Here is a 15,402-nt window from a genome sequence, read left to right as displayed (position 1 = left end):
ACTCATCGCGGGCGGGGCCTTCCCGCAAGCAAATGTAACGTTATAACGTTACTATGAAGGAGCGCAACCGCCTTCCGGCACGGCAACCGCCGGATGGCGATTGCCGGCGGAGGCTGCCCGGCTGCTCAGCTGTAGATCTTCTCCAGCGCGTCCCATTCGGGCTTGCCGACCAGACGCTGGCGGTCGGCGAAGGGAGTGACGAGGCCGCTCGATTCCTTCAGCTCCTTGTCGTCGCGCAGCACGGTCAGCGCCTTCTGCATGCCCATCACGGCGCCCTGCAAGGCGGCGTTGGCGTAGAGCACGACGCCATAGCCGAGCTCCGCCAATTCGGTCGCGTTGAAGATCGGCGTCCGCCCGCCGATGACCATGTTCATCAGCTGGGGCCTCTCCAGGCGCTGCGGCAGGGCGCGGATTTCCTCGGCCGTCCTCACCGCCTCGACGAACAGGATGTCGGCGCCGGCCTCGGCGAAGCGCTGGGCGCGCTCGACGGCGGCATCGAAGCCGTAGATCGCGGCGGCGTCGGTGCGCGCCATGATCAGCAGGTCCGGGTCGCGGCGGGCGTCGGCCGCCGCCTTGATCTTGCCGACCGCCTCCTCGGTGGAGATGACGTCCTTGCCGGCGAAATGGCCGCAACGCTTGGGCGCCACCTGATCTTCGAGCTGGATGCAGTCGGCGCCGGCACGCTCCAGCACGCGCACCGTATGATAGACGTTCAGCGCGTTGCCGAAGCCGGTGTCGGCATCGACGATCAGCGGCACGCCCACGGCGTCGCGGATGCGGGCCGTGTGGTCGGCGATCTCGGCCAAACCCATGAAGCCCTGGTCGGGCATGCCGAACCACATGTTGGTGACCCCGGCGCCGGTGACGTAGATCGCCTCGAAACCGAGATCCTCCACCAGCTTGGCGGACAGCGCGTTGAAGGCGCCCGGAACGATGACGCCGCGGCGGGCTTCGACGAGCTCTTTCAGTGTCTTGCGGGTGGACATGGTGTTTCCTTGGAATTTGGAGCGCTTGGGTTCAGAACGAATCGGCGGGCACGCGGACCCAGCCTTCCATCAGGATGCGGGCGCTGCGGCTCATCACCGCCTTGGTGACGGTCCATCGGCCGTCCACCGGCACCGCCTCGGCGCCGACGCGCAAGCTGCCGGACGGGTGGCCGAAGCGGACCGCCGTGCGTGCGCCGCCCCCGGCTGCAAGATTGACCAGGGTGCCGGGCACGGCGGCGGCGGCGGCGATGGCGACCGACGCCGTGCCCATCATCGCGTGGTGTAGCTTGCCCATCGACAGCGCCCGCACCAGAAGATCGACCTCCCCGGCCCCGACGGTCCGGCCACTCGACACGACATGGTCGGCCGGCGGCGCCACGAAGGCGATCTTCGGCGTGTGCTGGCGCCTTGCGGCCTCGCCCGGCTCCTTGATCAGCCCCATCCTCAAGGCGCCGATGGTGCGCAGGGCCTCGAAGCGGGCCAGCGCCGCGGCGTCGCCGTTGATCGCCTCCTGCAATTCGGTCCCGCGATAGCCGAGATCGGCGGCAGCGACGAAGATGGTCGGGATGCCGGCGTCGATCAGCGTCGCCTTCAGCCTGCCGCCGGGAACCAGGGAGTCCGGCACCTCCAATGTGTCGATAAGGTTTCCGGTGGGGAACATCGAGCCGTTCCCCCCGCCGGCTCCCCCGCTGTCCCCCTCTTCAGCGGGATCGAGGAATTCCAGCACGATCTCGGCCGCCGGGAAGGTCACGCCGTCCAGCTCGAAATCGCCGGTTTCCTGGACCAGTCCGCCGGTGGCCGGCACATGGGCGACGATGGTCTTGCCGATGTTGGCCTGCCAGATCCGCACCGTGCAGACGCCGTTCTCCGGAACGCGCGCCGGGTCCATCAGCCCGGCATGGATGGCGAAGGCCCCGGCCGCCGTGGAGAGGTTGCCGCAATTGCCCGACCAGTCGACGAAGGCGCTGTCGATGGAAACCTGCCCATACAGGTAATCGACGTCGTGGCCCGGCCGTGCGCTCTTCGACAAGATGACCGCCTTGCTGGTGCTGGAGGTGGCTCCGCCCATGCCGTCGATGTGCCGGGCGTAGGGGTCCGGGCTGCCGATCACCCGCAGGAACAGCCGGTCGCGCGCCGCGCCGGCCACGCGGCAGCGCTCCGGCAGGTCGTCGAGGCGGAAGAAGATGCCCTTGCTGGTGCCGCCGCGCATATAGGTGGCGGGAATGCGGATCTGCGGTGCCGACGCCATCAGGCGGTTCCTTTCTGCGTGCTTTCCGAGGCCAGGAAATCCTGGGCGAAGCGTTGCAGGACGCCGCCGGCCTCGTAGATCGACAGCTCCTCGGCGGTGTCGAGACGGCATGTCACCGGCACCCGCAGGGTTTCGCCGCCGCGGCGGTGGACGACCAGGGTCAGGTCGGCGCGCGGCCGGCGCCCGCCGGTCACATCGTAGGTCTCGCTGCCGTCCAGCCCCAGCGTCCGCCGTGTCGTGCCCGGCTTGAACTCCAGCGGCAGCACGCCCATGCCGATCAGGTTGGTGCGGTGGATGCGCTCGAACCCCTCGGCGACGATGGCCTCGACTCCGGCCAGCCGCACGCCCTTGGCGGCCCAGTCGCGGCTCGACCCCTGGCCGTAATCCGCCCCGGCGACGACGATCAGCGGCTGCCGGCGCTCCAGATAGGTTTCCATCGCCTCCCACATCCGCATCACCGTGCCGTCGGGTTCCAGCCGGGTCAGCGAGCCTTTCCTCACCGTGCCGTCGACCACGGCCATCTCGTTGACCAGCTGCGGGTTGGCGAAGGTGGCGCGCATGGCGGTCAGATGGTCGCCGCGGTGGGTGGCGTAGGAGTTGAAGTCCTCCTCCGGCAGGCCCATCCGGGCCAGATACTCGCCGGCCGCCGAGTCGGGCAGGATGGCGTTGGAGGGCGACAGATGGTCGGTGGTGATGTTGTCCGGCAGCACCGCCAGCGGGCGCATGCCCGTCAGGCTGCGCGGATTGGCGGCCAGCGCGCCGACCCCCTCGGTGTCCCAATAGGGCGGACGGCGGATGTAGGTGGAGGCCGGGCGCCAGTCATAGAGCGGGCTGATGCGCTCCGTCGTCCCGTGGTTCGCCGCGAACATCGGCTCATACACCGTGCGGAACTGCTCCGGCTTGACGGAGGAGGCGACGATGGCGTCGATCTCCTCGTCGGACGGCCAGAGATCCTTCAGCCTGATCGGGGCGCCGTCCCGGTCCATGCCCAGCGCGTCGCGCTCGATGTCGAAACGCATCGTGCCGGCGATGGCGTAGGCGACGACCAGCGGCGGCGAGGCGAGGAACGCCTGCTTGGCATAGGGGTGGATGCGCCCGTCGAAGTTGCGGTTGCCGGACAGAACCGCGGTGGCGTAGAGGTCACGCTCGACGATCTCCCGCTGGATCGCCGGGTCGAGCGCGCCCGACATGCCGTTGCAGGTGGTGCAGGCGTAGGCGACGATGCCGAAGCCGAGCGCCTCCAGTTCCCCCAGCAGCCCGGCCTCCTCCAGATACAGCCTTGCGACCTTGGAGCCCGGCGCGAAGGAGGTCTTGACCCAGGGCTTGCGCACCAGCCCCAGCGCGTTGGCCTTCCTCGCCAGCAGCCCGGCGGCGACGACGTTGCGCGGGTTCGAGGTGTTGGTGCAGCTGGTGATTGCGGCGATGATCACCGCGCCGTCCGGCAGCAGGCCGGCCTTCTCCTCTTCCAGCGCCTTGTCGAGATCGACGGCGATGCCGCGCTCCTTCAGCGCCGATGTGGGCAGGCGGCGGTGCGGGTTGGACGGGCCGGCCATGGTGCGCACGACGCCGGACAGGTCGAATTCCAGCACCCGCTCGTACCCGGCGCTTTCCAGCGCGTCGGCCCACAGGCCCAGCGCCTTGGCGTAGGTCTCGACCAGCGCCACCTGTTCCGGCGCGCGGCCGGTCAGCCGCAGATAGTCGATGGTCTGCCGATCGATGGCGAACATCGCGGCGGTGGCGCCATATTCCGGGCACATGTTGGAGATGGTCGCCCGGTCACCGATGGACAGGCCGGCGGCCCCATCGCCGAAGAACTCGAGCCAGGCGCCGACCACGCGCTCCTTGCGCAGGAACCCGGTGAGCGCCAGCACGATGTCGGTGGCGGTGATGCCGGGTTGGTGCCGCCCGGTCAGGCGGACGCCGACGATGTCCGGCAGCCGCATCATCGAGGCGCGGCCGAGCATCACCGTTTCGGCCTCCAGCCCGCCGACGCCGATGGCGATGACGCCCAGTGCGTCGACATGCGGGGTGTGGCTGTCGGTGCCGACGCAGGTGTCGGGGAAGGCGACGCCGTCACGGAGCTGGATCACCGGCGACATCCGTTCCAGATTGATCTGGTGCATGATGCCGTTGCCGGCCGGGATCACGTCGACGTTCCCGAAGGCACGCCGGCTCCAGTCGATGAAATGGAAGCGGTCCTCGTTGCGGCGGTCCTCGATGGCGCGGTTCTTCGCAAAGGCCTGGGGGTCGAAGCCGCCATGCTCGACGGCCAGCGAGTGATCGACGACGAGCTGGGTCGGCACCACCGGGTTGACCTTGGCCGGGTCGCCGCCCCGCCCGGCGATGGCGTCGCGCAGGCCGGCGAGATCGACCAGCGCGGTCTGGCCGAGGATGTCATGGCAGACGACGCGGGCCGGATACCACGGGAAGTCGAGATCGCGCCGGCGCTCGACGAGCTGCCGCAGGGCGTCGTCCAGCAGCGCCGGATCGCAGCGGCGGACCAGCTGTTCGGCCAGCACGCGCGACACATAGGGCAGCCCGGCCCAGGCGCCGGGTCGGATGGCGTCGACGGCGGCCGGCGCGTCGAAATACTCGACCTCCGTGCCCGGCAGCCGCTTGCGGTATGAGCTGTTCATGACGCGTCCGGCTTACTGGCGTTGATCGATGGCGACGAAGACGCGGTCGTCCGGGCCGACATAGTTGGCGCTGGGACGGATGATCTTGTTGTCGATGCGCTGCTCGATGATGTGGGCGGCCCAGCCCGAGGTGCGGGCGATGACGAAGAGCGGCGTGAACATGGCCGTCGGCACGCCCATCATGTGGTAGCTGACGGCGCTGAACCAGTCGAGGTTGGGGAACATCCGCTTGACCTCCCACATCACCGCCTCCAGCCGGGCGGCGATGTCGAACATCCGGGTCGATCCGGCGTCCACCGACAGCTTGTGGGCGATGCCCTTGATCACCTCGTTGCGCGGGTCGGAGACGGTGTAGACCGGATGGCCGAAGCCGATCACCACCTCCTTGTTCTCGACCCGGCGGCGGATGTCGGCCTCCGCCGCGTCCGGGCTGTCGTAGCGCTTCTGGATCTCGAAGGCGACCTCGTTGGCGCCGCCATGCTTGGGGCCGCGCAGGGCGCCGATGGCGCCGGTGACCGCCGAATACAGGTCGGAGCCGGTGCCGGCGATGACCCGGCCGGCGAAGGTCGAGGCGTTGAACTCGTGCTCGGCATAGAGGATCAGCGAGCTGTGCATCGCCCGCTCCCACAGCGCCGAGGCTTTGCGCCCGTGCAGCAGATGCAGGAAATGGGCGCCGATGGAGTCGTCGTCGGTCTCGACCTCGATCCGCCGGCCGTTGGTGGACCAGTGATACCAGTAGAGCAGCATGGACCCGAGCGAGGCCATCAGCCGGTCGGCGATGTCGCGGGCGCCGGGGATGTTGTGGTCGTCCTTTTCCGGCAGCGCGCAGCCCAGCGCCGACACCCCGGTCCGCATGACGTCCATCGGGTGGGCGGAGGCCGGCAGGGATTCCAGCGCTTGGCGGACGTTGGTCGGCAGGCCGCGCAGGGATTTCAGCTTGGCCTTGTAGGCCTTCAGTTCGGCGAAGGTCGGCAGCTTGCCATGGACCAGCAGATGGGCCACCTCCTCGAATTCGCAGCGCTCGGCGATGTCGAGAATGTCGTAGCCCCGGTAATGCAGGTCGTTGCCCGATTTGCCGACGGTGCAGAGCGCGGTGTTGCCGGCGGTGACGCCCGACAGCGCCACCGATTTCTTGGGCTTGAAGGGGAGTGGTGCCGTGGTCTCGGGCGCGGTCATGGTCATCGGGTGTTCCCTGTGCGAGAGCTGTCTGTTGGATGCCCGCATCATCGGAACCTGCCCCTGTTCGGAAAAGGGCTGAAAAGGTGAAGCCTTGCCGGGCCGATCCTGCAAATCGGCGAAATCTGCGAAGATTGCCCCCGCGCCGGCCTGCTTCCCTGCCCCGACCAATGCCTGGCCGGGGATCCTCGATCAGGCCGGGGTGGCGGAAACCGGATACGGCTCGAACCGGCTGAGGCTTTCGTCGACCGCCAGGGTGCGTCCGACCGGCGGGAAGGCACGCTGCGGACAGGCCGGGCGTTCGCAGACCTTGCAACCGGCGCCGATCGGGGTGGCGGCGTCCGGGTCGCCGAGCGCCAGCCCGCGCGAGTAGACCAGCCGTCCGGCGTGCCGGATGTCGCAGCCGAGTCCGATGGCAAAGCTCTTCGACGGTGCGCCGAAGCCGCTGCGACCATGAACCACCTTGCGGGCGATCCACAGATAGGCCCGCCCGTCCGGCATGCGCGCCAGCTGCGTCAGCACACGGCCGGGCGCCGAGAAGGCTTCGTAGACGTTCCACAGCGGACAGCTTCCGCCGACGCGCGAGAAGTGGAAGCTGGTGGCGGACTGGCGCTTCGACATGTTGCCGGCCCGGTCGACCCGGACGAAGAAGAAGGGCACGCCGGGAGCCCCCGGCCGCTGGAGCGTGCTCAGCCGGTGGCACACCGTCTCGAAGCCGGTGCCGAAGCGCTGGCCCAGCAGGTCGATGTCATAGGCCACGGCCTCCGCCGCTTCCAGGAAGGCCTCGTACGGCATGACCACCGCCCCGGCGTAATAGTTGGCCAGCCCGATGCGGGCGAGCGCGCGTGCCTGCGGACCGGAGAACCGTCCCTCCTCGACCAGCCGGTGCAGAAGCTCCGCCTCCCGATGGAAGGCGAGCTGCGTCGCCATCTGGAAGGCGCGGCGTCCAGGGTCCAGCGATCGGGCGACCCGCAATATCCGGTCGGCGGCATCGAAGTGGCGAAGCGCTCCCCCCGGCATGCCCGCGTCGTCGGTCACCAGCGTACGGATGCCGTGGCGATCCGCCAGCAGCCGCTCCAGCCCGCGGTCCACCGCCCCGATCTCCAGCCCGGCCTCAGCGAACAGCCGTTCGGCCGCCTCGTCCAGCGCGGCAATGTGATTGTGATGGCGGTAGAAGAAGTCGCGCACCTCCTCGTAGGGCATCGGCGGCAGGGCGCTCCCCGGCTCGGCCGGGATCACCCCGGCCGCCAGGGCGTCCAGCCGTTCCGCCAGCCCGCGCCCGCGCCGGTGCAGTGCCACCAGCGCCCGGCCGACCGCCGGCATGTTGGTGGCGAGCGCCTTGATCTCCGCAATCGCAATGGCCTCGCCGGTTCCGGCCTCCGACAGGGCTTCCCGCAGGTCGGCGACCATCCGCGCCTCCTCGTCCTCCGAGAAGAGCTGGACGTCGACGCCGAAGGAGGCGTTGATCCGCAGCAGCAGCGGCACGGTCAGCGGCCGCTGGTTGCGTTCGAGCTGGTTCAGGTAGCTCGGCGAGATCTCCAGGATGCGGGCCAGCGCCGTCTGGGTCAGCCCCCGCTCCTCGCGCAGCCGCTGCAGCCGCACCCCCATGAACGCCTTGGCCATGCCCAACACCTTATTTGCAAAATTCGCCGATCTGCTGAAACCGCTTCGCAAAACGTGACAAACTCAGCGGTTATCCAGAAGGATGGTTTGCGTATATTGCAAATTACCTGACCGCCGGGCAAGCCCTGCCGCCTCCCACGGTGCACGCCGCATCAGGCGACGGTGGCGCGCAGGGTCTTCGCCGCGCTGACCATGTTGGTCAGGGCCGGGATCACCTCGGCCCACTGGCGGGTCTTGAGGCCGCAATCCGGGTTGACCCACAGGCGGTCGGCGGGAATGCGCTCCGCCGCCTTCCTCATCAGCGCGACGATGTGCGCTTCGGTCGGAATGTTCGGCGAATGGATGTCGTAGACGCCGGGGCCGATCTCGTTGGGGTAGTTGAAGTCGTCGAAGGCGTCGAGCAGCTCCATGTCCGACCGCGAGGTCTCGATGGTGATGACGTCGGCGTCCATCGCGGCGATCGAGGCGATGATGTCGTTGAACTCCGAATAGCACATGTGGGTGTGGATCTGCGTCGCGTCCTCCACCCCGTTGGCGGTGATGCGGAACGACTCCACCGCCCAATCCAGGTATGCCTGCCATTGGGATTTGCGCAGCGGGAGGCCTTCGCGCAGGGCGGCCTCGTCGATCTGGATCACGCCGACGCCGGCCTTCTCCAGATCCAGCACCTCCTCGCGGATGGCCAGCGCCAGCTGACGGCAGGTTTCGGAGCGCGGCTGGTCGTCGCGCACGAAGGACCAGTTGAGGATGGTCACCGGGCCGGTCAGCATGCCCTTCATCGGCTTGTCCGTCAGCGAGGCGGCGTAGGTGATCCACTCCACCGTCATCGCGTTGGGACGGCCGATGTCGCCGAACAGGATCGGCGGCTTCACGCAGCGCGAACCATAGGACTGCACCCAGCCGCCCTGGCTGAAGACGTAGCCGTCGAGCTGCTCGCCGAAATACTCGACCATGTCGTTGCGCTCGGCCTCGCCATGGACCAGCACGTCGAGCCCCAGCGCTTCCTGCTCGCGGACGCTGCGCGCGATCTCGCCACGCATCGCCTCGGTGTAGGCCGCCGCATCGAGCGTCCCGGCCTTGAACCGGCTGCGTGCCTGCCGGATCTCCTTGGTCTGCGGGAAGGAGCCGATGGTGGTGGTCGGGAATTTCGGCAGGTTCAGGCGGGCGGCCTGGCAGGCGGCGCGGGCGGCGAAGGGGCTCTTGCGCCGTCCGAGCCGGGGGCCGATGGCGGCGACCGCCGCCTTCACCGCCGGGTTGTTGACCCGCGGCGAGGCACGGCGGGCGGCGATGGCGGCGCGGTTGGCGTCCAGCTCGGCCGCGACGGCGGCACGGCCCCCATCCTGTCCGGGGGTCAGCGCGGTCGCCAGGATCCGGATCTCCTCCAGCTTCTGCACTGCGAAGGCCAGCCAGGAGCGAACCTCCTCGTCCAGCTTGCGCTCACCGGCAAGGTCGACCGGCACATGCAGCAGCGAGCAGGAGGGCGCGATCCACAGCCGCTCGCCCAGTTTCCCGGCCACCGGTTCCAGCCAGTCGAGCGTCGCGCCGAGATCGGTCTTCCAGATGTTGCGGCCGTTGACGACGCCGAGCGACACGACGCGGTCGGCCGGCAGGGCCTCGATCAGCGCATCGACCTCGTCGCGGGCATTGATCGCGTCGAGGTGGATGCCCTGCACCGGCAGCGCGCAGGCCAGCGGCAGATTCTCCTGGAGCCGGCCGAAGTAGGTGGCCAGCAACAGCTTGACCGCGCCGGTGTCCAGCGCCCGGTAGGCCTGGACGAAGGCGTCCCGCCACGCCGGCTCCAGCTCGGTCACCAGGATCGGTTCGTCGATCTGGACCCAGTCGGCGCCCTGGTCGGCCAGGGCCTGCAGCAGCCCGGCATAGACCGGCAGCAGGCGGGGCAGCAGCGCCAGCCTGTCGGAACCGTCCTTGGCCTTGCCGAGCGCGAGGTAGGTGACCGGGCCGATGATCACCGGCTTGGCCCTGACGCCCTCAGCCCTGGCCTCGGCGAACTGCTCCAGCAGGCGGGAGGCGTCGAGCGTGAAGCTCGTCCCGGCGTCGAACTCGGGGACGATGTAATGGTAGTTGGTGTCGAACCACTTGGTCATTTCACCGGCGGCGACGCCGCAGCAACCGCCATGCTCCCCGCCATGCTCCCCGGGGGTCTCGGCCGAGCGGCCGCGCGCCACGCGGAAATAATTGTCCAGCGCATCGCCATGGAAGCCCTTCACCCGATCCGGCAGGTTGCCGAGCGTGAAGCTCATGTCGAGAACCTGGTCGTAGAAAGCGAAGTCCCCGACCGGCACGAGATCGAGCGCGCCCTGGTCCTGCCAGTGGCGCTTGCGGAGGTCCGCACCGACGCGGACCAGCTCGTCACGGGAGGATGCCCCCTTCCAATAGGCCTCCAGGGCAAATTTCAGCTCGCGCCGGGCGCCGATGCGGGGGAATCCGAGGGTGTGGGTCGTTGCCATGGGGCTCGCCTTGATAAGGAGGGATCGGCGTCGACCATAGGGAGTTTGTTTCATGAGAAAAAATGGTATGAATTCATCGTTCGATGAAATTCACTCATGCATGAGGCCGTCGGCATGGCGATCCTGGAGCGCATCCATCTGGCGATCATCCGCGAGGTCGACCGTCACGGCTCGCTGACGGCGGCGGCGACCCAGCTGAATCTGACCCAATCGGCGCTGAGCCACAGCATCCGCAAGCTGGAGGATCAGATCGGGGTGGAGGTCTGGCACCGCGAGGGCCGCAGCCTGCGGCCGACCCAGGCCGGGGAATGGCTGCTGGCGGTCGCCAACCGCCTGCTGCCGCAATTGTCCCACGCCGAGGAACGGCTCCAGCAGTTCGCCCAGGGGGAGCGGGGAACCCTGCGCATCGGGATGGAATGCCACCCCTGCTATCAATGGCTGCTGAAGATCGTGGCACCCTATGTCGATGCCTGGCCGAAGGTGGACATGGACATCCGGCAGAAGTTCCAGTTCGGCGGCATCGGCGCGCTGTTCGGCCACGAGATCGACATGCTGGTCACGCCGGACCCGTTGTTCAAGCCCGGGCTGCGCTTCGAACCGGTGTTCGACTACGAGCAGGTTCTGGTGGTCGGCCCAAAGCACCGGCTGCGCGACGCCGCCTTCGTCGAACCGCGGCAGCTCACCGAGGAGATCCTGATCACCTACCCGGTGGCGACCGACCGCCTCGACATCTACACCCGGTTCCTCATGCCGGCCGGGATCAGCCCGCGGCAGCACAAGCCGATCGAGACGACAGACATCATGCTGCTGATGGTGGCGCACGGCCGCGGCGTCGCCGCCCTGCCCCGCTGGCTGGTCGAGGAACAGAGCGCCAGGTTCGACGTGAGCCCGGTGCGGCTGGGGCGGGACGGCGTCGCCAAGCAGATCTTCCTGGGCTTCCGCGAGGCGGACGCCGAGATCGACTATCTGCGCGGATTCATCGATCTGGCGCTGGCCCACCGCAACGGGGCCGCCGCCTGATCGGTCACGGCCGGCCCCTGCCGGGCAATGCCCGCTCCGGCGCTCGGCGCGCTTCGCGCAGATCTCAGCCCTGCGAGGTGTCGCGTTGAACGCTCTGAAAGGTCATGGCCGGGACCGGCCTCCCCCGGTCGTCGACGGCAACCATGACGAACCACCCCTCGGCTGCCAGCCGGCGTTCCCCGGTGGCCAGCACCTCCGCGGTGAGGGAGACGTGGACGGTCATGGAGCTCCGCCCGACCCGTTCGACCCGGCTGACCAGCTCCGCCAGTTGGCCGACCGCCACGGGGCTGTGGAAGGTGACCTTCTCGGACGAGGCCATGACGACGGCATGACGGGCGGCGCGGCTGGCCGCGATGAAGGCGGCCTTCCCCATCAAGTCGAGGGCGGTGCCACCGAACAGCGTGCCGTAATGGTTGGCCTGCTCGGGGAATATCATTTCGAGGAAGCGGGTTTCCTGCCCATCAGGAAAGGAAAGCCGGCGCTTCTCGGCGGCATGGGCGCTGTCCATTTCTTTTTCCACTCGTATTCATAGATTGGCGAGATCCTTTGGTGATTGGAGTATGTGCATGATTAACTCATGGTCTATTGGTGAAAAAGTCGAAATCGGCAAAGGGTACTCTGCAAATTGGTTAATCTTGCAAAAGAACGGCGTCGGCATAGACGGCAATTGCGTTTGCCGCCACAGGCGGTCACCCTGCCGCCCCAGAGGGAAGCGCTTGACGCCCGCACGGCCAAGCCCTACCGTATCTAGCGTTACGGTCCTCGTGTCCGACAAGATACGGGGCTAAGAGGGAAGCCGGTGCCGCCGCGTGAATGCGGTCAGGCCGGCGCTGCCCCCGCAACTGTGAGCGGAGAGCGGTTTCGTCGTTTCAGCGTCACTGGTGCCAACCTGATTTTCAGGGGCCGCACCGGGAAGGCCGGACGAAGCCGCGATGACCCGCGAGCCAGGAGACCTGCCGTAACCAGATGAACGTCCACGGGCGGGGTGACCCGGTGGTGCGCGTGTTCGCCCGTGGCGCTTTCGCCCGGTGCCTGCATGCCGTGCCGTCGTGCCGTCCCGCCGCACAAGAACAAGGGATCACGGATGCCGGCCCACGCCCCAGACTTTGCCCAGGAGCTCGTCCAGCAGCTCGCCAGCGGTTTCGACCGTCACGGGAACCTGCTGACGCTGCCCCGACGGGCACCGGATCGCCTGGACGACCGGCACGGCGTCAACCGCGCGCCGGTGCAGAGCTGGACGCCGCCCAATCCCTCCGTCATCCGCATCGACCGCGGCCGCGACGCCCTGCTGACCGCCTTCGGCAAGGCGACGCTGGACGACCGCTACCTGCTGCCGGGCGAGAGCTACCAGGATCTGTTCGCCCGCGTCGCCGCCGCCTATGCCGACGATGCCGCCCATGCCCAGCGGCTCTACGACGCCATCTCCCGCCTGTGGTTCATGCCGGCGACGCCGATCCTCAGCAACGGCGGCACCACGCGCGGGCTGCCGATCTCCTGCTTCCTCAACGCCGTGCCGGATTCGCTCGACGGCATCGTCGACGTCTGGAACGAGAATGTCCGGCTGGCGTCCAACGGCGGCGGCATCGGCACCTATTGGGGCGGCGTGCGGTCCATCGGCGAAGCGGTCAAGGGCAACGGCAGCACATCGGGCATCATCCCCTTCATCCGTGTGATGGACAGCCTGACGCTGGCGATCAGCCAGGGCTCGCTGCGGCGCGGCTCGGCCGCCGTCTATCTCGACATCCACCATCCGGAGATCGAGGAGTTCCTGGAGATCCGCAAATCCTCGGGCGACTTCAACCGCAAGAGCCTCAACCTGCACCATGCCGTCGTCATCACCGACGCCTTCATGGAGGCGGTGCGCGACGACAAGCCCTTCCCGCTGGTCAGCCCCAAGAGCGGCGCCGTCCTGAAGCATGCCAACGCGCGCCAGGTCTGGCAGAAGATCCTGGAGGCCCGCATGCAGACCGGCGAGCCGTACCTGCTGTTCGGCGACACGGTGAACCGGGCGCTTCCCAAGCACCAGCGCGACCTCGGCCTGCGCGTCTCCACCTCCAACCTGTGCAGCGAGATCACGCTGGCGACCGGCAAGGACCATCTGGACAACGACCGCACGGCGGTGTGCTGCCTCGCCTCGATGAACCTGGAGACCTGGGACGAGTGGAACCGCGAGGAGGGGCTGGTCGAGGACGTTCTGCGCTTCCTCGACAATGTGCTGACCCGCTTCATCGCAGAGGCGCCGGAGGGGATGGAGAACGCCGTCTACTCGGCGATGCGCGAACGCTCGGTGGGCTTGGGGGTGATGGGCTTCCACTCCTTCCTCCAGGCTAGGGGCGTGCCGTTCGAAAGCGCGGTGGCCAAGGCGTGGAACCTGCGCTTCTTCCGCAAGCTGCGCCGCGACGCCGATGCCGCCTCGGTTCTGCTGGCCCACGAGCGCGGCCCCTGCCCCGACGCCGCCGAGCGCAACATGATGGTGCGCTTCAGCCACAAGCTGGCGATCGCGCCGACCGCCTCGATCAGCATCATCTGCGGCGGGGCCAGCGCCTGCATCGAGCCGATCCCGGCCAACATCTACACCCACAAGACGCTGTCGGGCTCGATGCCGGTGCGCAACCCCCATCTGGAACGGCTGCTGGCCGCCAAGGGCGCCGACCGGCCCGAGATCTGGCAGTCGATCATCGAGCATGAGGGCTCGGTCCAGCATCTCGACATCCTCGATGACGACGAGAAGGCGGTCTTCCGCACCGCCTTCGAGATCGACCAGCGCTGGATCGTCGAGTTCGCCGCCGACCGCACCCCCTTCATCTGCCAGAGCCAGTCGATCAACCTCTATCTGCCGGGCGACATCGACAAGTGGGACCTGCACATGCTGCACTGGACCGCCTGGGAGAAGGGGTTGAAGAGCCTCTACTACTGCCGCTCCAAATCGGTGCAGCGCGCCGCCTTCGCCGGCAAGGAGCGCGCGGCGGACAAGGCGGACCTGCAGGTGCCGCGCACCGACTACGAGGAATGCCTCGCCTGCCAGTGAGCCGTCCCGCTTCGGTCCGCCCGCCTTCCCCGTCGCCATCACGGATCCCCGCCCCATGACCTCGCTTCTCCACCTCGATCCCGTCAGCCTGATCGGCACCGGCCGCGTCGGGCTGCTGCAGGGCTCGGCCGCCTACAACGTCGACCGCTACCCCTGGGCCTACGCCTACTGGAAGAAGCAGCAGCAGGTCCATTGGATGGGCGAGGAGGTGCCGCTCGGCGAGGACATCAAGGACTGGACCTCCGAACGCGTCACCGACGGCGAGCGCAACCTGCTGACCCAGATCTTCCGCTTCTTCACCCAGAGCGACGTCGAGGTCAGCGACAACTATCTCAAGCGCTACATGCCGATCTTCCAGCCGCTGGAAGTGCAGATGATGATGGCCGCCTTCACCAACATGGAGACGGTCCACATCGACGCCTACGCCCTGCTGCTGACCACCATCGGCATGCCGCAGACCGAGTTCGCCGCCTTCCGCGATTACTCGGAGATGCGCGACAAGGCCGACTACATGCACAGCTTCGGGGTCGGCACGGTGGCCGACGTGTCGCGCACGCTGGCGATGTTCGGCGCCTTCACCGAGGGCATGGCGCTGTTCGCCAGCTTCGCCATGCTGCTGAACTTCCCGCGCCACAACAAGATGAAGGGGATGGGCCAGATCGTCACCTGGTCGGTGCGCGACGAGAGCCTGCATTGCGAAGGCATCATCCGGCTGTTCCACGAATGGAACCGCGAGACCGGCGCGATGACGCCTTCGGTGCGCGACGACATCCTGGACGTCTGCCGCACCATGGTCGGGCTGGAGGAGCGCTTCATCGAGCTGGCCTTCGGCCTGGGCGCGGTGGAGGGGATGACGCCCGAGGACATCCGCGCCTATGTCCACTACGTCGCCGACTGGCGGCTGACCCAGCTCCGGCTGCCGACGCTCTACGGCTATTTCAAGCCGGTCGACGGCGGCTACGAGCCGGTCAAGCCGCACCCGCTGCCCTGGCTGGTGGAGATCCTGAACGGGGTCGAGCACGCCAACTTCTTCGAGCAGCGCGCCACCGAATATTCCAAGGGCGCCACCAGCGGCCAATGGGACGGGACCGACGGCGTGTGGGCCAGCTTCGACCGGCTGCGGACGGCCACGCGCTGAACCGGGCCGATCCGGGCGGAGGCCACGGCGCCGGTTGCGCAACCGGTGGCGCAACCGGTGGTCAAGCAGGCATCGCCT

10 protein-coding genes and 1 riboswitch are annotated in these 15,402 nt (G+C 68.1%); of the genes, 3 read left to right on the top strand and 7 right to left on the bottom strand.

All coding sequences use genetic code 11. The features are described 5' to 3' along the window. Nucleotides 1-125 precede the first annotated feature (125 nt). The 6 genes from AL072_RS10185 to metE all read right to left on the bottom strand — a co-directional run bounded on the left by AL072_RS10185 (nt 126) and on the right by metE (nt 10,138). Nucleotides 126-986 carry an isocitrate lyase/PEP mutase family protein gene (locus AL072_RS10185; RefSeq protein WP_045580430.1) on the bottom strand — a complete coding sequence of 287 codons (861 nt, stop codon included), beginning with the start codon at nt 984-986 and terminating at the stop codon, nt 126-128. A 31-nt stretch (nt 987-1,017) separates the two neighbouring features. Continuing rightward, complete coding sequence (prpF, locus tag AL072_RS10180) at nt 1,018-2,235, bottom strand: 2-methylaconitate cis-trans isomerase PrpF (protein WP_045580431.1); 1,218 nt, start codon at nt 2,233-2,235, stop codon at nt 1,018-1,020. After that, complete coding sequence (gene acnD / locus AL072_RS10175) at nt 2,235-4,871, bottom strand: Fe/S-dependent 2-methylisocitrate dehydratase AcnD (protein ID WP_045580432.1); 2,637 nt, start codon at nt 4,869-4,871, stop codon at nt 2,235-2,237. Before acnD ends, prpF begins: the two co-directional genes overlap by 1 nt. A gap of 12 nt (nt 4,872-4,883) precedes the next feature. Beyond that, the gene (gene prpC, locus AL072_RS10170) at nt 4,884-6,053 is read right to left on the bottom strand and encodes a bifunctional 2-methylcitrate synthase/citrate synthase (protein ID WP_200909750.1); all 1,170 of its coding nucleotides are present in this window, start codon (nt 6,051-6,053) and stop codon (nt 4,884-4,886) included. 186 nt (nt 6,054-6,239) lie between these two features. Continuing rightward, nucleotides 6,240-7,670, bottom strand: coding sequence for a short-chain fatty acyl-CoA regulator family protein (locus AL072_RS10165; protein WP_045580433.1), 1,431 nt, complete (start codon nt 7,668-7,670; stop codon nt 6,240-6,242). Nucleotides 7,671-7,822: 152 nt separating this feature from the next. After that, nucleotides 7,823-10,138, bottom strand: a complete 2,316-nt coding sequence (metE, locus tag AL072_RS10160; RefSeq protein WP_045580434.1) for a 5-methyltetrahydropteroyltriglutamate--homocysteine S-methyltransferase — start codon at nt 10,136-10,138, stop codon at nt 7,823-7,825. Between the two features lie 96 nt (nt 10,139-10,234). On the opposite strand from metE, the gene AL072_RS10155 reads away from it, so the two are divergent. After that, on the top strand, nt 10,235-11,158 hold the full coding sequence (locus tag AL072_RS10155) for a LysR family transcriptional regulator (RefSeq protein WP_425388544.1): 924 nt from the start codon (nt 10,235-10,237) through the stop codon (nt 11,156-11,158). A 64-nt stretch (nt 11,159-11,222) separates the two neighbouring features. Here AL072_RS10155 and AL072_RS10150 read toward each other — a convergent pair whose 3' ends face one another. Further along, nucleotides 11,223-11,666 carry an acyl-CoA thioesterase gene (locus AL072_RS10150; RefSeq protein ID WP_245636649.1) on the bottom strand — a complete coding sequence of 148 codons (444 nt, stop codon included), beginning with the start codon at nt 11,664-11,666 and terminating at the stop codon, nt 11,223-11,225. A gap of 231 nt (nt 11,667-11,897) precedes the next feature. Continuing rightward, a riboswitch (cobalamin riboswitch) is annotated at nt 11,898-12,133 on the top strand. 109 nt (nt 12,134-12,242) lie between these two features. Here AL072_RS10150 and AL072_RS10145 point away from each other — a divergent pair. Together AL072_RS10145 and AL072_RS10140 are read left to right on the top strand one after the other, a co-directional pair. Then, nucleotides 12,243-14,186 carry a ribonucleoside-diphosphate reductase subunit alpha gene (locus AL072_RS10145; RefSeq protein ID WP_045580435.1) on the top strand — a complete coding sequence of 648 codons (1,944 nt, stop codon included), beginning with the start codon at nt 12,243-12,245 and terminating at the stop codon, nt 14,184-14,186. 55 nt (nt 14,187-14,241) lie between these two features. Further along, nucleotides 14,242-15,324 (top strand): ribonucleotide-diphosphate reductase subunit beta, encoded by a 1,083-nt coding sequence (locus AL072_RS10140; protein WP_045580436.1) that lies wholly within the window; start codon nt 14,242-14,244, stop codon nt 15,322-15,324. Nucleotides 15,325-15,402: the final 78 nt, after the last annotated feature.

The sequence above is a fragment of the Azospirillum thiophilum genome, assembly GCF_001305595.1.
In the GTDB taxonomy this organism is placed as follows: Bacteria; Pseudomonadota; Alphaproteobacteria; order Azospirillales; family Azospirillaceae; genus Azospirillum; species Azospirillum thiophilum.
The sequence above is the reverse complement of the archived record's forward strand: the minus strand, read 5'-3'. Positions and strand labels throughout refer to the sequence as shown.

Excerpts from the sequence above, each read along its gene's own strand:
- AL072_RS10185 (WP_045580430.1), bottom strand. The coding sequence starts at position 986 with ATGTCCACCCGCAAGACACTGAAAGAGCTCGTCGAAGCCCGCCGCGGC.
- prpF (WP_045580431.1), bottom strand. The coding sequence starts at position 2,235 with ATGGCGTCGGCACCGCAGATCCGCATTCCCGCCACCTATATGCGCGGC.
- acnD (WP_045580432.1), bottom strand. The coding sequence starts at position 4,871 with ATGAACAGCTCATACCGCAAGCGGCTGCCGGGCACGGAGGTCGAGTAT.
- prpC (WP_200909750.1), bottom strand. The coding sequence starts at position 6,053 with ATGACCATGACCGCGCCCGAGACCACGGCACCACTCCCCTTCAAGCCC.
- AL072_RS10165 (WP_045580433.1), bottom strand. The coding sequence starts at position 7,670 with ATGGCCAAGGCGTTCATGGGGGTGCGGCTGCAGCGGCTGCGCGAGGAG.
- metE (WP_045580434.1), bottom strand. The coding sequence starts at position 10,138 with ATGGCAACGACCCACACCCTCGGATTCCCCCGCATCGGCGCCCGGCGC.
- AL072_RS10155 (WP_425388544.1), top strand. The coding sequence starts at position 10,235 with ATGCATGAGGCCGTCGGCATGGCGATCCTGGAGCGCATCCATCTGGCG.
- AL072_RS10150 (WP_245636649.1), bottom strand. The coding sequence starts at position 11,666 with ATGGACAGCGCCCATGCCGCCGAGAAGCGCCGGCTTTCCTTTCCTGAT.
- AL072_RS10145 (WP_045580435.1), top strand. The coding sequence starts at position 12,243 with ATGCCGGCCCACGCCCCAGACTTTGCCCAGGAGCTCGTCCAGCAGCTC.
- AL072_RS10140 (WP_045580436.1), top strand. The coding sequence starts at position 14,242 with ATGACCTCGCTTCTCCACCTCGATCCCGTCAGCCTGATCGGCACCGGC.